Annotated in this window: 21 protein-coding genes; 15 read left to right on the top strand and 6 right to left on the bottom strand. The window is 37.3% G+C overall.

What is annotated here, in order from left to right; all coding sequences use genetic code 11:
- Positions 1-190 precede the first annotated feature (190 nt).
- The 3 genes from LRP83_RS02460 to LRP83_RS02450 are packed head-to-tail and all read right to left on the bottom strand — an operon-like array spanning position 191 to position 3,881.
- Entirely contained in the window at positions 191-1,201 is a 1,011-nt protein-coding gene (locus LRP83_RS02460) for an NAD-dependent epimerase (RefSeq protein ID WP_230495079.1), read from the bottom strand.
- Complete coding sequence (locus tag LRP83_RS02455; RefSeq protein ID WP_230495078.1) at positions 1,198-2,817, bottom strand: hypothetical protein; 1,620 nt, start codon at positions 2,815-2,817, stop codon at positions 1,198-1,200. The genes LRP83_RS02460 and LRP83_RS02455 overlap by 4 nt, the downstream gene beginning before the upstream one ends.
- A complete protein-coding gene (locus LRP83_RS02450) occupies positions 2,817-3,881 on the bottom strand; it encodes a glycosyltransferase (RefSeq protein WP_230495077.1) in 1,065 nt (354 codons plus the stop codon). Before LRP83_RS02450 ends, LRP83_RS02455 begins: the two co-directional genes overlap by 1 nt.
- A gap of 362 nt (positions 3,882-4,243) precedes the next feature.
- On the opposite strand from LRP83_RS02450, the gene galU reads away from it, so the two are divergent.
- Positions 4,244-5,131 (top strand): UTP--glucose-1-phosphate uridylyltransferase GalU, encoded by an 888-nt coding sequence (gene galU / locus LRP83_RS02445; protein WP_230495076.1) that lies wholly within the window; start codon positions 4,244-4,246, stop codon positions 5,129-5,131.
- A 17-nt stretch (positions 5,132-5,148) separates the two neighbouring features.
- Positions 5,149-6,453: a UDP-glucose dehydrogenase family protein gene (locus tag LRP83_RS02440; protein WP_230495075.1), complete on the top strand. Its 1,305-nt coding sequence runs from the start codon at positions 5,149-5,151 to the stop codon at positions 6,451-6,453.
- A gap of 38 nt (positions 6,454-6,491) precedes the next feature.
- Here the strand turns inward: LRP83_RS02440 and LRP83_RS02435 are convergent, their stop codons facing one another.
- Positions 6,492-7,730 carry a GGDEF domain-containing protein gene (locus LRP83_RS02435; RefSeq protein WP_230495074.1) on the bottom strand — a complete coding sequence of 413 codons (1,239 nt, stop codon included), beginning with the start codon at positions 7,728-7,730 and terminating at the stop codon, positions 6,492-6,494.
- A gap of 2 nt (positions 7,731-7,732) precedes the next feature.
- A complete protein-coding gene (locus tag LRP83_RS02430) occupies positions 7,733-8,527 on the bottom strand; it encodes a formate/nitrite transporter family protein (RefSeq protein ID WP_230495073.1) in 795 nt (264 codons plus the stop codon).
- Between the two features lie 135 nt (positions 8,528-8,662).
- On the opposite strand from LRP83_RS02430, the gene LRP83_RS02425 reads away from it, so the two are divergent.
- From LRP83_RS02425 to LRP83_RS02415, 3 genes are read left to right on the top strand one after another with little or no spacing between them, the layout of a single operon-like run.
- Complete coding sequence (locus LRP83_RS02425; RefSeq protein WP_230495072.1) at positions 8,663-9,220, top strand: DUF4358 domain-containing protein; 558 nt, start codon at positions 8,663-8,665, stop codon at positions 9,218-9,220.
- Positions 9,221-9,274: 54 nt separating this feature from the next.
- A complete protein-coding gene (locus tag LRP83_RS02420) occupies positions 9,275-10,687 on the top strand; it encodes an MBOAT family O-acyltransferase (RefSeq protein WP_230495071.1) in 1,413 nt (470 codons plus the stop codon).
- Between the two features lie 10 nt (positions 10,688-10,697).
- Positions 10,698-11,810, top strand: a complete 1,113-nt coding sequence (locus LRP83_RS02415) for a DHHW family protein (protein ID WP_230495070.1) — start codon at positions 10,698-10,700, stop codon at positions 11,808-11,810.
- A 51-nt stretch (positions 11,811-11,861) separates the two neighbouring features.
- Here the strand turns inward: LRP83_RS02415 and LRP83_RS02410 are convergent, their stop codons facing one another.
- A complete protein-coding gene (locus LRP83_RS02410) occupies positions 11,862-12,230 on the bottom strand; it encodes a VOC family protein (RefSeq protein ID WP_230495069.1) in 369 nt (122 codons plus the stop codon).
- 191 nt (positions 12,231-12,421) lie between these two features.
- Between LRP83_RS02410 and LRP83_RS02405 the strand changes: the two genes are divergently transcribed.
- From LRP83_RS02405 to LRP83_RS02360, 10 genes are all read left to right on the top strand, one after another.
- Complete coding sequence (locus LRP83_RS02405) at positions 12,422-13,627, top strand: MFS transporter (protein WP_230495068.1); 1,206 nt, start codon at positions 12,422-12,424, stop codon at positions 13,625-13,627.
- A gap of 992 nt (positions 13,628-14,619) precedes the next feature.
- The gene (locus tag LRP83_RS02400) at positions 14,620-15,540 is read left to right on the top strand and encodes an AAA family ATPase (RefSeq protein ID WP_230495091.1); all 921 of its coding nucleotides are present in this window, start codon (positions 14,620-14,622) and stop codon (positions 15,538-15,540) included.
- Entirely contained in the window at positions 15,537-16,742 is a 1,206-nt protein-coding gene (locus tag LRP83_RS02395; protein WP_230495067.1) for a DUF58 domain-containing protein, read from the top strand. Before LRP83_RS02400 ends, LRP83_RS02395 begins: the two co-directional genes overlap by 4 nt.
- Positions 16,732-18,000: a DUF4129 domain-containing protein gene (locus LRP83_RS02390; protein ID WP_230495066.1), complete on the top strand. Its 1,269-nt coding sequence runs from the start codon at positions 16,732-16,734 to the stop codon at positions 17,998-18,000. The genes LRP83_RS02395 and LRP83_RS02390 overlap by 11 nt, the downstream gene beginning before the upstream one ends.
- A gap of 73 nt (positions 18,001-18,073) precedes the next feature.
- A complete protein-coding gene (locus LRP83_RS02385) occupies positions 18,074-18,712 on the top strand; it encodes a pyridoxamine 5'-phosphate oxidase family protein (RefSeq protein ID WP_230495065.1) in 639 nt (212 codons plus the stop codon).
- 366 nt (positions 18,713-19,078) lie between these two features.
- Positions 19,079-19,399, top strand: coding sequence for a histidine phosphatase family protein (locus LRP83_RS02380; RefSeq protein WP_290369479.1), 321 nt, complete (start codon positions 19,079-19,081; stop codon positions 19,397-19,399).
- A 155-nt stretch (positions 19,400-19,554) separates the two neighbouring features.
- Positions 19,555-20,136, top strand: coding sequence for an AAA family ATPase (locus LRP83_RS02375; RefSeq protein WP_230495063.1), 582 nt, complete (start codon positions 19,555-19,557; stop codon positions 20,134-20,136).
- On the top strand, positions 20,063-21,448 hold the full coding sequence (locus tag LRP83_RS02370) for an HD domain-containing protein (protein ID WP_230495062.1): 1,386 nt from the start codon (positions 20,063-20,065) through the stop codon (positions 21,446-21,448). Before LRP83_RS02375 ends, LRP83_RS02370 begins: the two co-directional genes overlap by 74 nt.
- Before the next feature lie 12 nt (positions 21,449-21,460).
- Positions 21,461-22,057, top strand: coding sequence for a nucleotidyltransferase family protein (locus LRP83_RS02365; protein ID WP_230495061.1), 597 nt, complete (start codon positions 21,461-21,463; stop codon positions 22,055-22,057).
- Complete coding sequence (locus LRP83_RS02360) at positions 22,054-22,704, top strand: HAD family hydrolase (RefSeq protein ID WP_230495060.1); 651 nt, start codon at positions 22,054-22,056, stop codon at positions 22,702-22,704. Before LRP83_RS02365 ends, LRP83_RS02360 begins: the two co-directional genes overlap by 4 nt.
- Positions 22,705-22,721 lie beyond the last annotated feature (17 nt).

Raw genomic sequence — 22,721 nt, 5'->3', positions numbered from 1 at the left:
ATCACCGACTTTTCAGCACAAATCACCGACTTTCCAGAAATATCACCGGCTTTCCAGAAATATCACCAACTTTTCAAACTCAAAAAAAGGATGCTAAATCCTAAGCGATTTATCATCCTTTTTAAATTGTTACTTCGATTTTTGCACTTAAAAAGAGAACCTTTAGCGCTATACGTCAGCGTCTCTTTCGCTATAATTTATTCGAGTAAAGTTTGTACCACCTTACAAACTCAGCTAACCCTTCTTCAATGGAGGTTGTCGGATAGAATCCTACATCTTTATTTAAATCAGTAATATCTGCATAGGTTTCTTTTACGTCTCCTGCTTGCATCGGTAAAAATTCCATTTTGGCTTTTTTACCAATCAGCTTCTCCAATACGTTAATAAAGTCCATTAACTTAACGGGATTATTATTTCCAATATTATAGACTTTGTAGGGAGCGTAGCTAGAACTTGGGTCTGGGTTTACCCGGTCCCATTCGCTATTGTATTTTGGTGGTTGATCTAGTAGTCTAACAATTCCTTCGACAATATCATCAATATAGGTGAAATCTCTTCGCATATCGCCGTTGTTAAACACCTTTATCGTGTTTTCTTCGATTATATCCTTCGTAAAGGAGTAATAGGCCATATCAGGTCGACCCCAAGGGCCATACACGGTAAAGAAACGAAGGCCAGTAGTTGGAATTTGAAATAAATGACTATACGTGTGGGCCATTAATTCATTGGCTTTTTTAGAAGCTGCATATAAGCTTACGGGATGATCGACAGAGTGCTTAGTAGAGAAAGGAATTAGAATATTTGCTCCGTAAACAGAACTAGAAGAGGCATAAATCAAGTGCCCAACAGAATAGTGTCTACATGCTTCCAAAATATTAACAAATCCAACTAGGTTTGAGGTTACATAGGAATGTGGGTTAGAAAGGCTATAACGGACACCCGCTTGAGCGGCTAAATTGATGACGATAGGAATCGACTTGTCTTCGAATAGTTGATAGAGCCTGTCCCTATCGGATAAATCAAGTTGATAAAATTCAAAATGAGCGTTTCCTTCTAGGAGTTTTAGACGATCCTTTTTTAGCTGAACATCATAATAGCCATTCATATTATCGATACCGATTACATGAAAACCTTCAGCTAATAAACGCCTCGTTAGATGGAAACCGATAAAACCTGCTGTCCCCGTCACTAAAATATTCATTTTTTCTCTTTCTTCCCTTTGTTCCCGCCATGCCCATCTTTACCTTTAGAACCTTTATGGCTGCCATGCCCATCTTTACCCTTAGAACCTTTATGGCTACCATGCCCCTCTTTACCTTTAGTACCTTTATGGCTATCATGTCCCTCTTTACCTTTTGATTCTTTGTGATGATGATTTCCTTCTTTATGATCGCCCTTTCTGCCCTTACCCTCTTCCTTATGATGATGTTTACCGTGCCCTTCTTCTTTGCGATGTTTGTCTTTTTTATGCCCTTCCTCTTTATGGTGATGTTTATCTTTTTTTCCTCTATCTTTGGATTCCTCATTATAATGTTTCTCTTTCTTCCCTTTATCTTTTTGTTTTTCTTTTTTGCCATTCTTGTTGTTATTTTGCTCTTCATGAACGTAGTCGTAATGTTCAATTCCAATCATTTCCTCGACTGGAGCCACTTCATCATCCTGGAGCGGAATCGGATGCTTTGTCCATGCTGCATGCAATTTTGGCGCTAGTTGTTGTGTTTGCTCTAGGAAGGCATCTAAAAATCCTCTTATGTGAAGGTCCTTGAAAAGCTCTAATGGTCTGACTTGGTTACGTATAAAGGAGTACACATGGTCAACCATCTTAAAGCCATTTCTCGTAATAATAATATGACGTAATGGAGCGTCAATTTGCTTAAACCCTGATTTTTTCATGGTTGTTAAAATATTTAGTAGTTCTTTGGTAATATCGATTGAAAGGGTGGCTTGTTTTTTTAGAAACGCATTCAAATCTGGCCCTGCTAAATACTCCATTAAGATATAGTTTGGTCCTGTATCAAAGACTTTAGGGATAAAGGATAAGTTTTGACCCTTTGTCAGAACCTCTTTCTCTTGAGAAGCATGCAGTGTATTTCCGTATATCTTTACACATTTATCTTCTGAAGCTCGATAAACGGCACCTTGATGTCCTGCCCCGATAAGAGTTTGTGTAATAGCACTGTCCACTTTTACACTAGATCCTACCCCACCTGAGCTGACAACCATCTTTTTATAGTCCAAATTATTTTTTTGAAAATAAGAATCCCATTCCCTAAAGGTTTCTGGTTCTAATCTTTTTACTTCGGCTAAGAAGGAATCCTTTAATAGGATCATTTTTAAATCTCTTAATAATTTTAAAGGAACGGGATGCACCCGTTTGAAGGCATTTACATGGTCAATGACTTTAAGTTCCTCATTCTCAAGGACAAAAATATGACGGAGTGGAGCATCAACCATTGTAAAGTTGGCTTTTTTCATTTCCGCTAATATAGTAAGTATCTTCAAAGTAATTGATTCAGGAATATAAACACAATTTCTAAGGTACTCCTTTAAAGTAGGGGCGTTGAAATAATCCATGACGATATAGTTTGTACCAGTTTCATAGACTTTTGGAAAAAAAGCTAGATGACTCCCAGCCCTCAGTGCTTCGTGCTCCATACTTGCTTGCAACGGGTTTGTATAAATTTTCACACATTTATCTTCTGATAGTTTGAATACTGCACCTTGAGCACCATTACCAATCAATGGATAGTTAGTGGGATTATGAATCTCTATCCCTGATGGTCCTTTGGTAACAATAATCGATTTGATATCTTCCATTAATATCCTCCTAACAGTTCATCATAATAGCTAGCTTGTTTTAGAAGCTGTTGATTAAGATCAAAGGCTTGTTCAATTTTGGCACGAGCATTAGCGGAATAGTATGGCCATAAAGCTTTGTTTTCTAGCATCCATTCTAATGCGCCAGCAAGGGCATCTACATTATTTTCTTGTACGAGTACGCCTTCTTTATCGTTCATAATCAATTCAGGGATACCTGCATGATTGGTAGACACAACGGGAATACCTGTAGCCATTGCTTCCTTTAGTACATTTGGAATTCCTTCTACATCACCATTTGACGCTACTAAGCTAGCTGCAACAAATAAATCGGCATTTGCCATTTGTTCTCGAACTTGACTCTTATGCAGATGATTTAATAGGCGAAATGAATCTCCTAATTCTAGTTGTACAGCTAATGAACGTAGTTGTTCCTCCATCTCCCCACCCCCAATAATGGTTAGAGTAGCATTTGGGAATTTATCTTTGATTTTTTGAAAGGCCTGCATGAGAATGTGATGGCCCTTTTTTTCTACTAATCTACCCATAGATAAAATATTTTGAGAAGAACTCTCTATATTGGGAGCTCGATAATGGAATTGATCCAGGTCAACGCCACCGTATAGTACTCTAATTTTTTCTGGTGGACAGCCCAAAGCAATTAATCGATCAGCTAGATAGTTACAAACGGGGAAGAAACGCTCACCTCGTTCAAAGAGCATTTTCATATTCTCTAAATACCCAACTGGCTGATTGGCCATTGTAGCATCTCTACCTCGGATACTTGTTACTAATGGAAGCTTTGTTTCATCCTTAAAAGGAAGTAATAAGACCCCTAATTGACCATGGTGAGCATGTAATAGTGAGATTTTATTTCTTTTTACATATTCCTTTGGGGAAAAAATTTCATCAAGATAATAGACCTTATCATTTAATAGAGACATATCTAACATAAACTTTGATTGCCTGACTAAATGAATATAGTCATAACCTGGTACATTACGAATTTGTGAAATATATTGAGTTGGATCAACTCGTAAATTTAAATGCAATGCTTTACGCAAATAAACCTTCTCCTTTCAGTTAATAAAAGAAAATTTTGTAACCTTTATCAATAAAATATGAAGTGATTTGGGGATAAGCTTGGACTAATCGGCATCGAAAAATTTTTTTTGCGTGGTTAGGTTGGTAGCCTGTACCCTTTGAAAGGAATTGAATCAAATATAAAGGTGTTCAATGTTAGTAAATCGCCGTAGAAGAGATCTTCCACACCATTCAGCAATCTTCCTCAATCAGGTTTAAATTCCTATCATTAGGTCTATGAACCATTACAATATTTATCTTTCAATTACTAGGTACCTATCGTGACCGGAGCAATCTGCTATGCATATAAAAAGAATAAGGAAATCAAGAAGGGAGGAAGGGTATGAAAATCCGTAAGGCTATTATTCCTGCTGCTGGTCTCGGTACGAGGTTTTTACCAGCTACTAAAGCACAGCCAAAGGAAATGCTGCCAATTGTTGATAAACCTACGATTCAATATATTGTCGAAGAAGCAGTTGCTTCCGGCATCGAGGAAATTATCATTATTATTGGTAGAGGAAAAAGGTCCATAGAAGACCACTTCGATAAATCATATGAGCTCGAAGATACTCTATTTAAAAAAAATAAGCTTGACCTTTTAGAAGAGGTACAGAAAATCTCCAATTTGGTCAATATCGTTTATGTCCGCCAAAAAGAGGCGAAGGGTTTAGGACATGCTATTCTTTGCGCAAAAAGTGTGGTCGGGGACGAGCCGTTTGCTGTTTTATTAGGGGATGACATCGTCATGTCAGACACACCATGTATGAAACAAATTATTGATGTATTCGAGTATTATAATAGTTCTGTTGTAGCAGTCCAGCATGTTCCTGATTATGAAGTCAGTAGATATGGGATTATTAAGCCAAAAGGAACTTTAAATGAAGCAAACCTTTTTCATATTGATTCATTAGTGGAAAAGCCTAAGAAGGAAGATGCCCCATCTAACTATGCGATTATGGGGCGATATGTATTAACACCGCAAATATTTGAGATTTTAGCAAGAATTCCGTATGGTGCTGGCGACGAGCTACAATTGACAGATGCCATTAATGAACTAAATAAGCAACAGGCGGTTTTAGCCTTTAACTTCAATGGAAGACGCTACGATATTGGCGATAAAATTGGTTTTGTTAAGGCAACCATTGACTTTGCCCTCGAGAGGGACGATATAAGTGAAGAGGTTTATGAATATTTACAGAATAAATCCGAAAGAAAACATCCAGATGAGTAAGCGAGTGATAGAATAATATGAAAATAGCTGTTTTGGGTACAGGCTATGTCGGACTATCAACGGGTGTCTGTTTGTCAGAAATCGGGCATCACGTTTATTGTATCGATATAAATGAACAAAAGATAAATAATCTCCGTAACGGAATTTCCCCTATCTATGAACCAGGTCTTGAGAGTTTACTAGCTTCAAATATGACGGCTCAGAGGCTCCAATTCACAACATCCCTTGAAGAAGGATTAAATGATGCAGAAATCATTATTATTGCGGTAGGAACACCACAAGGTGATGATGGGGCTGCAGATTTATCTTATCTAGAACAAGCGGCAAAAGATATTTCCAAGTATGTGGCGGCTAGTTCTATTATCGTTATAAAAAGTACAGTACCAGTTGGAACAAATGAATATATCCAAACCATCATTGAGGCTGAATGTGGGTTCCCAGTTCAAATGGTTTCAAACCCTGAATTTTTAAGACAAGGGTCAGCTGTACAGGATACAATGAAGCCCGATCGTATCATCCTTGGCTCAAATGATAAAACAGCAGCTGAAAAAATTAGAGAAATGTATTTACCACTCAATGCGCCAATCATCTTAGCAGACATTAGAAGTGCGGAAATGATTAAGTACGCTTCTAATGCCTTTTTAGCAACAAAGATTAGCTACATTAATGAGATCGCCAACCTTTGTGAGGTCGTTGGCGCAAATGTGGAGGATGTGGCCAACGGGGTCGGGAAAGATAAACGAATAGGAGAAGCCTTCTTACAAGCTGGAATTGGATATGGTGGATCATGCTTTCCAAAGGATGTGAAAGCATTACTCCACACAGCCAGCTTGTATCAAGTGGATTTCTCCATGTTAAAAGAAACCATTGCTATTAATGATAATCAACAAAAACTCCTCGTTAAAAAAGCAGTAAAACGATTTGGCGATTTACAAGGGAAGAAAATTGCCATGCTGGGCCTCTCTTTTAAACCGGAAACGGACGATATGAGGGAAGCTCCTTCCATTAAAATTGCTCACTCTTTAACACAAATGGGAGCCGAAGTAGTGGCTTATGATCCGGTCGCGATCAATAACGCAAAGCAAGTATTGGGCGATATCATAACGTATGCGAGTTCGGTTTATGATGCCATTTCACAAGCGGATGCTTTAATGATTGTCACGGAGTGGAAGGAATTCACCCAATTGGATTTTGCAAGCTTGGTTAAAAAGATGAACCATCCGATTATTTTTGACGGTAGAAATTGTTTGGAAGAAGAGCAGTTAAAAGCCTGCGGAAACGTAGAATATTACTCTATTGGAAGACCTGTAATAATTATTTAAGGTGGATACCTGAGCACTTCAGGTATCCTTTTGTACGTTTAAGTTTGAAGTTGGCCATTTTTTACAGATAATCGATTTCTTCCAAGATTCTTTGATTGAAGCAATAGATGATCCGCAAATACATAGCCCTTCTCCATGGAAACATGGTCATTAATCTTGAAGTAATAGAGCCCATAGGAAGCGGTATAGGAGAGGTTGATTATTTTGGAATGAAATTCAACATTTACACTAGTGTTTTCAATCCCTCGGTGAATCCCTTCTACAAACGCCAAGCTTTGTTCATAGTTTCTTTTTCTTAGAAAAATGGTGAATTCTTCACCACCACTTCTAAATAAGAAATCCTCTTCATCTAGATAGCTCTTTAAAGTTTCCGCAAAGTGCTGGATGACGCGATCCCCGACTGCATGATTATAATTGTCATTAATCCTTTTAAATTTATCAATGTCAGCGACAACAATGGCGATACACTCCCCACTTTGATTTAATTCCACAATTTTTTTATCCATATAGGCACGATTGGAAAGGCCCGTTAAAAAATCTGTGTATGCCATTTGCTCAAATTGATCACGTTCAAGCTTGTTTTGAATATTTTGTGCCTTAGAAACAAGAGAAACACTTACGAGATAATTAAGGATAAATAAACAAATTAACGGTTCCCATTTTTCTTCTAGGAGGAATAGCAATAATAGCCCATTTGTTAAGGTTAATGTCGCGATATCTATGGGACTTCTGGTCTTCGAAATAAACTTGATAGCCTCTCTCAAGTTTTTTAAATCACCAGAGATAAGAAAGGACATCCCGAGAAAGGAAGTAGTTAAAAGGGAAGAAATTGCAACGAGAAATAACATGACAATCCAGAAACCAAAGGGATAGCCATGAAATCTAGAATAAAAATAGGTGAACAAATAGAAAGCAATTGAGTTACCAAGAACATGTGATCCTATATTATAAAAAGTATCTAGAAATTCATTGGGGTCAGCTGTTTTCGTCCATTTTTTCGTAAAATAAACAGTAAAACGGTAGAAAACTTCAAAGATAAACAAACCTAGTGGTCCGGTGAAAATTCCGATGGAAATACTGTAACTAATAACATATTCAAAACTTGTATTTCCCCTTTTATTCACGATACGTAGGTGGTAATACAGGCTAGAAAAAAGCCAATACACGAGTAATGCTTTTAAATAAATATCATAATTAACAGTGATTCTTGCTGTATGTATGGCTAAGGCTAAGGCGGCAAGAAATAAAGAAAAATCATATAATCTGGCCTTTTTCATATTCAGTTCTGACTTTCGTATTCGTCTAAATATGGTTTATTAACGTAATAGTACATATAACCCATAAATACTCCCCCACCAATTAGGTTCCCAATCGTAACCGGGATAAGATTATGTATGATGCCACCAAGGGAGATGGTACCTGGATGATCAATGACAATCGCAATTGCGAAGGTACACATGTTTGCAATACTGTGCTCGTAACCAGATATAAAAAAGCAAAAGACAAACAGCATCATTGTAAATAATTTAGGGCCATCCCCTTTTAAAGACATAGGGATAAAAAAGGCAAGACAGACTAGCCAATTACAGAGAATAGCTCTGAAAAATAATTGCATTGTCGGAAGATGTACTTTCTTTTCGACGACACTAAGCAAAAAGCCACTTGTAGTAGAATCATTAAATAGCCCAGTAGTTAAAATTAAGAAAGCAAAGATGACGGCACCTAATATATTTCCGGTATAACTAAAGGTCCAAAGCTTGAATACCTCTGCCCAACGGATTTTTTTTCGTAGGGCGGTATAGGTGAAATAAAATGTATTACCAGTAAACAAATCTCCCCCACCATAGGCAATCAAAATGATGGCAGCTCCAAAGGTTAAGGCTGCCATTGGATATGTAAAAGGCGAATGCTCTAAATAAAAAAAGTTTCCTGTCTTAAAGGCAACGATAACACCAAATCCAATAAACATACTGGCTAACATCGATCTCAAAATGTAGCGAAGCTGACTTTGGCGATAAATTTTTAACTTTTTTAAGGCTAGTTTTTCGACCTCAGCTAATGTACTTACTTCCATGAATTTTATCACCACCACCACGATTATTCTGTCCATAATTTTCTTGAGGTATGTAAGGCGAAAATTACTATTGTAACAAAACTAATAAATCATCCGTCTACTCCTCATGTAAAACAAAAAATGAGGAGGATACACATGAAGAAGTTAATGAGTTTATTAGGATTCGTCTTAGTTCTTGGCATGATTGCGGGTTGTTCAAACCAAGGAAGTGGAAAAAATGAAGTACAGCCGACGATTACTTTAGAGGAAATGTCTCTAAAGATAAAAGAACAAATAGCAGCAGACATGAAAGAGCAAGGTGCTGGGGAAGATGTTTTAGTTGATGGGAAATTACAAAGTTATATTGAAGTAGATTTATTGGATGACAAGGATCCATCTACATCCATTTACTTGGAGAAAATGCAACTGAACAAAGAAGAAGTGGAAGATGGCCTTGTATTAGCTGCGATGATGAATGTTAACTCCGATGAGATTATTCTTTTAAAAGCAAAGGACGAAAAACATGTGAAGTCGCTTAAAGAAGCTCTAGAACGTGAAAAAGAAGCGCAAATCAAAACGTGGGAAATCTATTTACCAGACCAATTTGAAAAGGTAAAAAATAATGTAATTAAAACAAATGGAAACTACCTATTATACGTGACTTCTGGTAACCCGGAAAAGATTGAAGCGATATTTGATAGTTATTTCAAATAATAGAGTAATGGGCACAAATATGTGCCTTTTTCTAATTAAAATGGAAGTGGATTTATGGTTTTTAGTAGTTTATTATTTTTATTTTCCTTTCTACCGCTAACGCTTATTGTTTATTTTATCAGTCCGAGGATTTTGAAAACGACTGTTCTACTTCTAGTCAGTTTAGTTTTTTATGCATGGGGAGAACCGGTTTACATTGGATTAATGATATTTTCTGCGGTTATCGATTATTTCCACGGATTATTTATTCATAAATATCGAATGAGCAAGCCTTTGAAGGCGAAACTATTTCTTGTTTCCTCCCTACTAATCAATATAGGCTTATTGTCCTTTTTTAAATACGCTGATTTTCTAATAGAAAATATAAATTTATTGATTGGAACAGAATGGATGCCTCTCGAATTACCACTTCCGATTGGTATTTCCTTTTATACATTTCAAACAATGTCGTATTCCATCGATGTTTACCGTGGTCGACTATTACCACAAAAAAATCCAATCTCTTTTGCTATGTATGTATCATTCTTTCCACAGCTAGTAGCCGGACCGATTGTTCGTTATGAGAATATGGCGGAGGAGCTAAACAATAAAAGAAGGTTCAATGTAGCTCAATTTGCAGATGGTGTGAAAATTTTCATCATAGGATTAGGTAAAAAAGTTCTTCTTGCTAATAATATTGGTTTGCTTTGGAGCCAAATTCAAAGTCAGGATCTAAATGAACTAACAGTAATGACTGCATGGCTAGGAATCATTGCATTTGCTTTTCAGCTATATTTTGATTTTAGTGGCTATTCAGATATGGCCGTTGGATTAGGTAGAATGTTTGGATTTAATTTTCCTAGGAATTTCTACTATCCTTATATTTCTAAAAGCGTAACAGAGTTTTGGCGAAGATGGCATATAACGTTAGGTTCATGGTTTCGGGACTATGTATATTTCCCTATGGGTGGCAGTAAAAAAGGAAAATTTATCACCTATAGGAACCTGTTCATGGTTTGGGGACTTACCGGCTTATGGCATGGTGCGAGCTGGAACTTTGTTTTATGGGGACTATATTTTGGATTGATTATTGCGATTGAAAAAGCCGGGTGGCTGAAAATAATAAGGAAGCTACATCCCATTTTTCAGCATGGTTATCTCATTTTATGCATATTAATCGGTTGGGTTTTATTTGTATTTGAGGATTATAGCGTAGGTCTTGGTTATTTAAAAATTATGTTTGGATTTTCAAATAATAGTCTGTGGGACGCAGCGTTTCTTTATCATTTTTATACAAACTTTATCCTCCTTTTACTTGTAGTGGTTGGTTCGACACCAGTAATGGAAAAGATTCCGCATTCGGTCAAAGATAAGCAGAAAATAGCCATAAAGTTGGTACTGCCATTATGTTATCTGATCATTCTCTGCTTATCCACGGCCTATTTAGTAGATGAATCCTATAATCCATTTCTATATTTTCGTTTTTAGTGAGGTCAATATGAATAAATTACTTATTGCAATATTTCTAAGTTTTATAGGTGGTATTGGCTTATGGAATGTAATGGCAGAGGATGTAAGCTTTTCAAAACAAGAAAACCGTATACTCTCTCCCTTACCGACCTTTACAGCTAGTAATTTTTTTAGTGGAGATTATACAAAGGAATTTGAAGAATATATTAGTGACCAATTTGTTTGGAAAAAATTTTGGACAGGTATGAAGGCTCATACAGAGAGAGTAGCATTAAAACAAGAGAATAACGGGATTTATTTTGGAAAGAATGGATATTTATTAGAAGAGTTTGAGAAGCCGGAGGAACAGTTTCAAAGTAATCTAAATAGCATTCATTCCTTTACCAATAAAGCAGAGGATATAACGTCCTATCTATTACTAGCACCAACTTCTGTAGAAATATATAAAGAAAAACTACCTTTGTATGCTGCATCTTATAGTGAAAAAGAAGTCATAGACCTTGCTAAAAAACAGCTTTCTGGAACTCTTTCATTTATTGATGTATATAACACTCTTTTGAGCAAGAAAAATGAACAGATTTACTTTAGAACCGACCATCACTGGACCATGAGAGGCGCATTTTATGCGTATGAGGTAGCGGCAAAAGCAATGGGACTAACCCCTTTTGGGCTGGATGATTTCTCAATCGATATGGTTTCGAAAGATTTCTATGGAACCTATTACTCAAAAGCTAATTTACAAGACATCAAACCAGACCAAATAGAAGTCTTTCAACCAAAATTTGATGTGACTTATACTGTGCAATATGAGAATGGTGAAAGGTCAAATACATTATATAATTGGGATTATCTTAGTGAAAAGGACCAATATGCCTTGTTCTTAAGTGGTAATCACAGTCTCGTCAAAATTCAATCTACTATTCAAAATGGCCGGAAGCTTGCTGTTATAAAAGACTCCTATGCCCATGCATTTATTCCTTTTTTAGCGAACCATTATGAAGAAATCCATGTGCTAGATTTGCGTTATTACCATATGAATATTCACGAATATCTCAAGAATAATGAAATTCACGAAGCATTATTTTTATATAATGTCGCTAATTTTTCAAAAGATACAAATCTAATATGGCTGCAGCATTAAAAGATTCAAAAGGAGGATACCCCATCATCGAGGTATCCTCCTTAGTTAATCTTAAACTTCGACTTCACTCATTAATGCATGAATATTTCCTTCTGTGTCGTTAAAGAAACTCATCCACGTTTCGGTATTGCCTATTTTCGCAATGAAATGTGGCTCATCGATAAAGGTAACTCCTTTTTCTAGCAATTCTTCATAAGCTTGCTTAATATCTACCACTTGAAAGTAGAGGACAGAGCTTCGGTCTGGAAATTGCTCGTTTTCATTAATGCTAAGTAATAGACGTACTCCGTTACAGTCAAAAAAAGCTAAGCTTCCAGTATTAAATAAAAGTGGAAGATTTAATATTTCCTTATAAAATTGAACCCCTCTATCAAAATCCTTTACAGGTACAGCAATTTGACCAATTTTTTGAATTTCCAATCTGATCTCTCCTCATTGTTTGATACTTCTAAATTCGATATTGCTTAGCAACAATCCTTTTTAATATTCAAAAATTGAGTACCTCTTGATGACTACTGTAAAGACACCTGTTAAAATGAGATAGTATGTAAATAAAGGAATTTTAGGACAAACTACTTGTTAATAAATTTCCACTAAAGTTGGAGGAGCTTATGGCTAGAAAAAAGGAGATTTCGAATCGAAGACTTTTAGGTATTGCTGGATTAGGCTGGATGTTTGATGCGATGGACGTAGGGATATTGTCCTTCATTATTGCCGCTTTAAAAACAGATTGGGACCTTACTGTCGAACAAATGGGTTGGATTGGTAGTGTGAATAGTATTGGGATGGCTGTAGGGGCATTATTATTTGGGATTCTAGCGGATCGAATTGGAAGAAAAAATGTATTTATTATCACTCTTCTATTATTTTCTATTGGCAGCGCGGTCTCAGCGCTTGCGACTACCCTTACCTTCTTTTTAGTATTACGGTTTTTAATTGGGATGGGCTTAGGGGGCGAGCTTCCAGTTGCTTCAACGCTCGTTTCTGAGAGTGTACCTGCTGATAGGAGAGGAAAAGTTGTCGTCTTACTCGAGAGCTTTTGGGCAGGAGGCTGGTTAGTAGCTGCCCTCATTTCTTACTTTATTATTCCAAAATTCGGCTGGCAAACTGCCTTACTTATCAGTGCACTTCCAGCGTTTTATGCGTTGTACTTAAGAATGAACTTGCCAGATTCACCACAGTTTACTTCGTTAAAACCAAAGGATAGGCTCTCGGCCCTAGAAAGCATGAAAAGACTTTGGACGGGTGAGAATGCTCGAAAAACCACTATGTTGTGGATTTTATGGTTTTGCGTAGTATTTTCCTACTATGGCATGTTTTTATGGTTACCTAGTGTAATGGTGATGAAAGGATTTAGTTTAATCAAAAGCTTTCAATATGTACTTATTATGACCTTGGCACAATTGCCTGGATATTTTACAGCGGCTTGGTTGATTGAAAGACGAGGGAGAAAATTCGTTCTAATAACGTACCTTGTAGGTACTGCCCTATCCGCTTATTTCTTTGGTAATGCGGATGGTTTAGGATTATTAATCACTTCTGGAATTTTCCTCTCCTTCTTTAACTTAGGAGCATGGGGAGCATTGTATGCTTATACACCTGAGCAGTATCCAACCAATATCCGTGGGACAGGAGCAGGGATGGCAGCTTCCTTTGGTCGAATTGGCGGAATCCTAGGACCGCTATTAGTCGGTTACTTAGTTGCTAGAGATCAAGATATATCGATTATTTTTACGATATTTTGTGTGGCAATTTTAGTGGGAGCGGCTGCTGTTTTATTTATGGGGCAGGAGACTAAGAATAAGGAATTGGTATAGTTGGATTGACACTTTAGTTAAGTAATGAGGCCTATTGGCATGGTGATTTTTGGCTCATTTACGCTGTGATGACATGAAAAAGGCAGGTGAAAGCATACTTTAACGGGTTCTCTTTTGGAGTGCAAAATCTAAAATAGCAGTACAAATAGCGTAGTGAAATGCATGGTGATTAGCAATATTATCACCATGCTTTTTTGTAATTAAATATTATCCGTGATAATTCAAACTTGTAATAATTGGAATTAAACTATTAGTTTAAAATGGGGGTTCAGATAAAAAACCTGAACGAATAAATAGACGGAAAAATTCCGCTTATTTAGTCAAAAGCATTGAAAATAGCTAAAATAGACGGAGATATTCCGCTTATTGACTCAAAAAACATGAAATTCAGGGATTTTTCTTGGCATAAGCGGAAAAACTTCGCTTATTTAGCCCGAAACGTGCTCCATTCTGAATATAACCGGAAAAACTCCGCTTATTTTGCTTAAGCTAGTCACTTCATTAAGAACAAGGATTCTTCTCCTAGATGCATCTACTTTATGTTCAAAAAATCTGCCATTCCTATCAAATTTAACGAAGTATTAACAACCGTTTTAGTATATAACTAACAGCATGAGAATGTTCATTCTTACTCAGCTATTCATCATGCTAATTTCAATGTTAATTCTCAAACTAAAATGTCATAAACGTTTTATACCAATAAAAATTTGCATGCTAAATCCTTTGTGATTTAACATGCTATTTGAGCTGTTTTTCCACGTTTTGCACTCCAAAAGGGAACCAGTGAAAGCTTACTTTCACCTGTCCTTTTCTTGCCTTTTGTACAAAATTCACTTTCATATAGTAAGGTATTCCTATATTTCAATTAATTTTTTGAAAAATTTGAATCTAATCTTAATGTAATTCCGTATATTTCCATTATAGATATTTACAGGGGGCATACATCGTTGAATAAAAATGTAATTTCCGATTCCGTAACCCAATTAACCCACATCATAACAAATGTTAACAAAGTCATCGTCGGTAAAGAACGAGAAATCAAGTTACTGCTTGTTGCTTTATTAAGTGAAGGGCATGTCCTGCTAGAGGATGTTCCTGGTACAGGAAAGACAGTGTTAGCAAAGGCTCTGGCAGCATCGCTAGGCTGTCAGTTTTCGAGGGTCCAATTTACACCGGATGTACTTCCTTCAGATGTGACCGGGGTGTCCATTTTTAATCAAAAAATCAATGATTTTGAGTTTCGCAAGGGACCCATTATGACGAATGTGCTCCTGGCGGATGAAATTAACCGGGCAACACCAAGAACACAATCTAGCTTGCTTGAAGCAATGGCGGAGAAACAAATAACCGCCGACGGTAAAACCAATAGACTCGATCGGCCATTTTTTGTCATTGCAACACAGAATCCAATTGAATCGCAAGGTACTTTTCCACTTCCAGACGCGCAAATGGACCGTTTTTTAATGAAGATTTCGATGGGCTATCCAGACTTTGATGAAGAGCTGCAAATCATAAGACGATTTCGTGTGGAAGAGCCGCTCGAACAGCTTTATTCTGTTATAACACAAGAGGAAATCGTCGAAATTCAACAGAGAGTGAGAGAAATAGAGACTCATGAAGTCGTAGAAAAATATTTATTACATATTGTCCGCCAGACGAGGGAACATGAGGATATTGAGGTGGGAATAAGCCCACGTGGCAGTATCGCCTTAATGAGGGCTGCGCAAGCAATGGCGCTATTAGATGGTAGGACATACTGTATCCCTGATGACATTAGGGATATCGCTGTGGAGGTACTAGCCCATCGAGTGAAGCTCACTATGGAAGCGTACTTGCAAACAACACCGGAACGAATCATTAAAGATATTATGGAAAATGCTCCAGTTCCTTTGGAAAACGGGATCGGTACATGATGTTAATTCGGTGGACTAAGCCCCAATTAACTGCAAGGAATATCATGTTAGGTTTATTCCTGATGGCAATGGTAACAAAGGAGCCATTATTATTTGCCTTAAGCGGCGGAACTCTGAGCCTATTATTAGTAAGCTTATGGTGGTGTAAACACGCTCTAAAGGGAATCAAGGTGGACGTTAATTTTACGAAACATCGTCTTTTTCCAGGGGATTGTTCCACTGTTAAAGTAACCGTTGCAAGCAAGAAAAGCTTTCTTTCTTCAGCTATTAAACTAACACTAAACACTTCGCGAGACATCGAAATAGAGGGATTCTCTCTAGTTGAAAATCGGACATCGGATAGTTTTTGGACAAAAAACTTGTCGGTGAAAGCAGGAAAGACAATACAGTATGAATACAAGATCCATTCATATAAACGGGGAGTCTTTTATATTTATGAATTATATATCGAAATCAAGGACCCGACAGGCTTAGGAAAAATTATCGCGACGAAACGGGTGAAATCGGAAATGATCATCTATCCGTCCATGATTGATTCTTTGCCGCCCAACATCAATTTAAGAGGCTTAGAGGGGAGTCATCAGGTAAGGCGATTAATCCATGATGATTCCTCGTTCTTTATCGGTTCTAGAGGATACAAAAATGGTGACCCCCTAAATCGGGTAGATTGGAAGGCAACGGCTCGTGTAGGAAAGCTTCATACGAAGCAATTTGCCTACACTTCTCAAAAGCAGCTTATATTAATTGGCAATTTACGAACTCAAGAGAAATGGGCGCTTGGCCATGACAAGGAAGTAATTGAACGAATCATCAGCGTTACGGCTGGGTTAATGAAATGGTGCTCAAGTCAGGGCTATAGTTATGAGTGGATGTTTAATATTCGCAATCCATATACGAAGCAGCTGTACATCCACAAAAGCGAATCTGATCGAAAAAGCTTTGTTCATAACCTGGAACAATTGGCGAGATTAAAATCATATACGATGATCAATTTTCAAGACGTTTTTGCCCATCTTCGAGACCATGCGTATGAAAATCTAGTCTTTATTGTGATTACTAACTTTGTTTCACAAGATATGAAGAACGAATGGAAAAGACAACTTGAATTAGGAAATCAGATATGGATTGTGGATCCTTCTAATGAACAAATTCGGCTCACTCCTTATCTAGCGGAAAAGGGGGCGGTCGTTCTTGAAGCTTAAAGCTTTACTATTATTCGTCCAGCGATTCGTCTTAGTTGAACTAGAAGCGTTTTCTTTTATGATGGTCATCCATGTTTTTTATAAGTGGTTCTTCTACTCGGAATTACAGTTTATCGATGTTTTTTGGCTGCAGTTACTATTTGTTTTGATGGCTTCCCCGCTGTATTATTTTTCAAATCAAAAGCGGATAGCTATATGGATAGCAGCCGTTGCTACAGTTTCGCTTGTGATCGGCTACCAGTTTGGTATGGACGCTCCGTGGCTACCTATTCTTCTATCAATCTGGCGTTCGATTTCGCTTTCAAAGGAAACAGAGTATCTAGCAGCAACGTATATTCGCATGATTAACATCATCTTATTTTTGATTCTTTATTTTGTCATAGCCAATTTGTATCACCTTCCAATGTGGTGGGCGATTCCGTTATTAACTGGGGGAAGTATTTGTTTTACCGTTATTGGGTTAGCTTGTGCTAATCTCCTTGAGCAATGGAGTTGGAACCCAAATCAAGGGGAATTGAAGCGGATAGGCAGTCATCAGTTTATTTTTGTCACCGGCATGATAATCATAATTGTTTGTATAGTGGCATTAAGGGATAAGTTCATTTTCCTATTTACTCAAATCATATCACTTAGTATAAAAGCCATCGTTTTTTTACTCACACCTTTAATTATTCTATTATCGAAAGTGATTAGTTCTTTCTATGAGCTTTTACAGGGTGGTGAAGGAGAGGGAAAAAAAGGCATGGGCCAAATGTCAGAAATGATATTAAAGACTGAGGTGAAGGATTCAGTTTCAGACCATAATTGGATATGGAGTTTAGTAACAGTCGTTTTCATTATTGGTCTGTTAATGATATTAGTTAAATTCATTAAGCAGATGAGGCGTCATGGTACGCTTAATAATGAAGAGGATGAATGGACGGAGATCACCGAACAATCAGATCTTAGTAAAAGGAACAATCTATTTTCCTTTTTTAAAAATTTGAATCCATTTGGAAAAAGGCATAACCTAGATCAAATTAGGCTCTCTTATATCGATTTCTTAAAACAGTACGCGGAGCTAGCTAAGAGTTACCCAACTAATTCGACGACAAGAGATCTGATGAAAAAGGCATCGGAAGGTTTAGCGGTGAACGAGGAAGAGCTTAAGCATCTGACTAAGATCTATGAGGACCACCGCTATGGGGGGAAATCAGTAGACTCTAATACCGTTCAGAGAATGAAAGCTGCAGTTGAGAATTGGATAAGAAGAGGGTAATAATGACCACAAGGGTTTAAGTGGTTCGAAGATTTGGAATCTCTTCTAGCTAAATAGAAAGGAATGAGTATGGATGCAAATGCAAAAACCATTTCATAGTTTAATAGAAACTGAGGAAGAACTGCGAGTCCTTATTGGCACTCCTAGCGAAATCGTAAAAAGGAAGACGATCAATCATCTCGACCATCATTGTAAAAATTTTATCTCAAAATCACCTTTTTTAGTCATCTCTACTTCCGACAAATCTGGTTCCTGTGATGTATCACCACGTGGTGACAAGCCAGGTTTCGTCCTTATTTTAAACGAAAACTATTTAATCATCCCGGAAAGACCAGGAAATAAACGCATGGATACGATGTTTAATATTCTATCGAATCCACATATAGGGCTACAATTTTTGATACCTGGATTAGGGGAAACACTAAGAGTGAATGGTAGAGCCTTTTTAGTAAAAGACCCAGAAATACTTGAGCAAATGATGGCAAAAGGAAAAACACCACTGATTGGAATTGGTGTGGAAGTAGAAGAATGCTTCATGCATTGTGCCAAAGCCCTCATTCGGTCAGGATTATGGGAACCGAGCACATGGTCAGGAAAAGATACGTTACCTTCTGCAGCCAAAATCCTCTATGAACACGCTAAGCTTCCCGGCAGCAGTCCTGAAACCGTTGAAACGGGGCTAAAAGAAAGCTATGCTAAACGACTTTATTGAGGAAATAAGAGAACAATGGTAGAGCATTTAACGGGTTCTCTTTTGGAGTGCAAAATCTAAATACCGTAGTAAAGAGCATGGTGATTAGCCATTTAATCAACATGCTTATTTGCTTCTGAGTAGTATCCGTGATATTTCAAGGGCGTAATAATTGGAATTACACTAACAGTTTAAGATGGGAGATCAGATAAACACTCAATCTGAAAAATAGACGGATATATTCCGCTTAATTAGCATATAGCACTGAAAATAGCATAAATAGACGGATATATTCCGACTATTACCTCGAAAAACACGAAATTTGGGGATTATGTTTGACATAAGCGGAAAAACTCCGTTTATTTTACTTTCGCTGGTTACTTAATTATGGACAAGGCTTCTTTCTCCCGGGTGCATCTGGATTTCCCAGACAAAAATTATCCCAATCAAGAAGATTTGCTTTCATTAAATAAACGAGTAATGGCTGGCATTGATAAAATCTATAAAATCTATCCAGACAAAAAGGTGTTGCTAGTCGCACACGGAGCCGTGATCAATTCAATATTGTCCACATTATCGGATGGAGAAATTGGCTCAGGGAAGACAAGATTGCTGAATGCCTGCATAAGTAATATTCACTTCCATGAGGAAAAATGGGAGGTTAAGGGCTATAACCAGGTAGACCATTTGTCTTGTAATGGAGTGTAGAAGCATTCGTGGTATCAGCCCCAAGGTGAATCGAGGCTGATAAGAATTTTGCCCGTATAACTAATATTTTCGTGCAATTTCAACTACATTTTAGGAGGATATTCCCCCCTCCTTACAGAAAAAGGTACTTTAACAAATTTTTAGCGGTGATCCTAATGAAAAAAATCCATATTATTGGCTCGGTTGGTAGCGGCAAAACAACTTTAGCCAGAACACTATCTTCAAAGCTAGACATCCCATACTACGAATTAGATAACGTCGTTTGGCAACGAACTGAAACTGGTGATAGTAGAAGAAGTGATCAGGAACGTGACCATTACTTAAATCAAATTACTCAATCAGATTCCTGGATTATTGAAGGAGTTCACCATAAATGGGTGCTTCCGAGCTTCCATGCGGCTGACTTAATAATTTTTTTAGATACCCCCTTTGTTAAAAGAAAAACCCGCATCATAAAGAGATTTATTTTTCAAAAATTAAAACTCGAAAAGGCTAACTATCGCCCGACATTTACTATTTTCAAAAAGATGTTCACTTGGAATGCTCATTTCGAACAAGTCAGCAAACCAGAAATACTTCATCTATTGCAGCCTTTCACAAACAAATTAATAGTGTTAAAAGACAATAGCGAAGCTGCAATCGATCGAATAGGAGGTGATAGTCGTGATAAACCACTTAAAGGAGACTTTACTCAAAAAAACAATCTTCTTATCAACAACCGAAGTCAATCAACTTAAGAAAGCGATAGACTTTTCAATCGCAGCCCACGAAGGACAAAAAAGAAAGTCAGGAGAACCTTACGTCACTCACCCACTCACCGTTTGCGAAATATTAGCAGATAATAAGGCTGATATTGTCACGCTCATTTCCGGATTGCTTCATGATGTGGTGGAAGACACAGAGATTACACTTCAACAGATCAGCGACAATTTTGGAGAAGAGGTTGCTTTTATTGTAGATGGCTTAACGAAAATGAAGAAGAACCCTTCCATTCACAAAGAGGAATACGAGGCAATTAACTTTGAAAAACTCCTCGTTGCTTCGGAAAAAGATATACGGGTTGCTATTGTGAAAATTGCCGACCGCCTACATAATATGCGGACATTAGCAGTTAAAAAGGTAGAAAAAAGAATCCCATACTCCAACGAAACATTAATCTTCTTTGCACCATTATGCGAAAGGTTGGGGCTATTTAAAATTCAGCAAGAAATCGAAGAAATGGGCTTTCACTATCTTCATCCCAAAACATACGGCAGTGTAAAAAAGAGAATCGAAAACTACCTCCCGATTTTCCAGGCAGCGTTCAATCAATTTAAGAACATGCTTGAAAAGGAAAGTTTGATTCCATGTAAGGTTTATTGGCAGCAACAACCGGTCTATAAAGTGTATTCTTCATTGCAAGAGGGCCATCCATTTTCAGATATTTTCTCAATAAAGGTTATAACGACCGGAAGAATGGATTGCTATTCGATGTTGGGTGTGGTTCATCAGCTGTTTCCAGTCAAAGAGAATGGATTTGAAGACTATATTGCCATTGAAAAAAATGTCTTCTCCAAGTATTTGAAAACAATGGTTGAAATAGAGGGAATTGAGGTAAACATTCATATTCAATCAGTAGAACTGGAGGCCCTTTCAATAGAAGGCATTTTTCATGATATTAGAGTGAGTAGCTTAAAGGGGATTAGCAGCAAGATTCTTGGGGATTCGATTCAAGCAGCGAAAACCTTAACCGATAATCCAATTGAATTTTATGACCTTATCTCTTATGAACTTTTTCAAAAAGAAATAACCGTCTACACGCCAAAGATGGATGTCATAAGCCTACCAGAAGGGTCAACCGCTGTTGATTTTGCCTTCGCATTAAATCCTGAAATGGCTAAAAAAATGTCTCACATTAAAGTGAATGGGATTCAGGAACCGATTCATATTGAATTAAAGGATCTAGATATCGTGGAAATGATCTCGGGGGATGAGCTAACAGTAAACACGATTTGGCTAAACTATGCGATTACCGCCAAAGCATTAAAGGAAATTAATGAACTACTTTAGAAAGGAGCCTGTATGTTAATTAAAACGGAAAAAGATATCATCTCACTCATCCAGAGTGATGAGTGGATGATGGGAATTATAAAAACCGCAGAATCCTTAAACTTACCTGATTGGTGGGTGTGCGCTGGCTTTGTCCGTACAAAAATCTGGGATGTATTGCATGGTTTTGACGAAAGAACTAGTTTGCCAGATGTTGATGTGGTTTATTTCGACCCATCTAATACGAGTGAAACAGTTGAAAAGGAGCTAGAGGGGAAATTAAGAAACCAGCATCCTGATATCCCATGGTCTGTGAAAAATCAAGCAAGGATGCATCTTATCAATAACCTGCCTCCCTATACTTCCTCAATCGATGCCATTTCGAAATTTCCCGAAACTGTCACTGCTTTAGGAGTGAAGCTAAATAGAATGAATCAGGTAATTCTGACGTCACCAAGTGGAATTGATGATGTGATCAATTTAATAGTCAATCCAACGCCATATTTTTTTGAAACGGAAGAACGCATGCAAGTCTATCAAGAGCGGGTAAAGAAGAAGAATTGGGAATCGGTTTGGGATAAAGTTCGAGTAAATCATATTACGAGTGAAAACATAAGGATGTGTTTGTGATTAAAGCAATTATATTTGATTTCGATGGAACCTTGGCTAATACACTGCCAATTTGTTTTTATGCATTTAAAAAAGTATTTAAAGAATTTGATGATAGAGACTATTCTTCAGACGAAATAAAGGCCATGTTTGGGCCATCTGAGACAGGGATAATTAGAGAAAATCTTAGCCATATCAACAAAGAGCAAGCCATTGAGCTATATTACAAAGCGTATACGGAGCATCATCACGAATTAGTAAAACCAAATGTTGAAATGGATGAATTACTAGAGTATTTAAAAAGTAGAGGGATTAAGTTAGGAATTGTAACGGGTAAGGGAACGAGAAGTTTAGACATCTCACTACAAGCATTACAAATGGGTGGCTTATTTGATGTAATTATTACCGGTGATGATGTAATAGATCCCAAACCTCACCCGGAAGGTGTTATAAAGGCTTTAAGTCTTTTAGGAATTGAAAAGGAAGATGCCATGTTCCTCGGTGATAGCGATGCAGACATTCAAGCTGGAAAACAAGCGAATGTATATACGGTAGGAGTTCAATGGCTACCAGACTTTCATTCATCGGAATTTAGTGTAGAACCGGATTCAATTTTTACAAGTGTAAGAGAGTTCATTGAGTCTTTAAAAATCGGTGTTAAGATTTAAGACTTAGATAGAGATAG

Origin of the sequence: Pseudoneobacillus rhizosphaerae (assembly GCF_917563885.1) — a bacterium.
In the GTDB taxonomy this organism is placed as follows: domain Bacteria; phylum Bacillota; class Bacilli; order Bacillales; family Cytobacillaceae; genus Pseudoneobacillus; species Pseudoneobacillus rhizosphaerae.
The sequence above is the reverse complement of the archived record's forward strand: the minus strand, read 5'-3'. Positions and strand labels throughout refer to the sequence as shown.

Coding starts and splice junctions, on each gene's coding strand:
- LRP83_RS02385 (WP_230495065.1), top strand. CDS start 18,074: ATGCAAATGCAAAAACCATTTCATAGTTTAATAGAAACTGAGGAAGAA.
- LRP83_RS02420 (WP_230495071.1), top strand. CDS start 9,275: ATGGTTTTTAGTAGTTTATTATTTTTATTTTCCTTTCTACCGCTAACG.
- LRP83_RS02430 (WP_230495073.1), bottom strand. CDS start 8,527: ATGGAAGTAAGTACATTAGCTGAGGTCGAAAAACTAGCCTTAAAAAAG.
- LRP83_RS02375 (WP_230495063.1), top strand. CDS start 19,555: ATGAAAAAAATCCATATTATTGGCTCGGTTGGTAGCGGCAAAACAACT.
- LRP83_RS02425 (WP_230495072.1), top strand. CDS start 8,663: ATGAAGAAGTTAATGAGTTTATTAGGATTCGTCTTAGTTCTTGGCATG.
- LRP83_RS02380 (WP_290369479.1), top strand. CDS start 19,079: ATGGACAAGGCTTCTTTCTCCCGGGTGCATCTGGATTTCCCAGACAAA.
- LRP83_RS02415 (WP_230495070.1), top strand. CDS start 10,698: ATGAATAAATTACTTATTGCAATATTTCTAAGTTTTATAGGTGGTATT.
- galU (WP_230495076.1), top strand. CDS start 4,244: ATGAAAATCCGTAAGGCTATTATTCCTGCTGCTGGTCTCGGTACGAGG.
- LRP83_RS02435 (WP_230495074.1), bottom strand. CDS start 7,730: ATGAAAAAGGCCAGATTATATGATTTTTCTTTATTTCTTGCCGCCTTA.
- LRP83_RS02455 (WP_230495078.1), bottom strand. CDS start 2,817: ATGGAAGATATCAAATCGATTATTGTTACCAAAGGACCATCAGGGATA.
- LRP83_RS02440 (WP_230495075.1), top strand. CDS start 5,149: ATGAAAATAGCTGTTTTGGGTACAGGCTATGTCGGACTATCAACGGGT.
- LRP83_RS02395 (WP_230495067.1), top strand. CDS start 15,537: ATGATGTTAATTCGGTGGACTAAGCCCCAATTAACTGCAAGGAATATC.
- LRP83_RS02365 (WP_230495061.1), top strand. CDS start 21,461: ATGTTAATTAAAACGGAAAAAGATATCATCTCACTCATCCAGAGTGAT.
- LRP83_RS02405 (WP_230495068.1), top strand. CDS start 12,422: ATGGCTAGAAAAAAGGAGATTTCGAATCGAAGACTTTTAGGTATTGCT.
- LRP83_RS02460 (WP_230495079.1), bottom strand. CDS start 1,201: ATGAATATTTTAGTGACGGGGACAGCAGGTTTTATCGGTTTCCATCTA.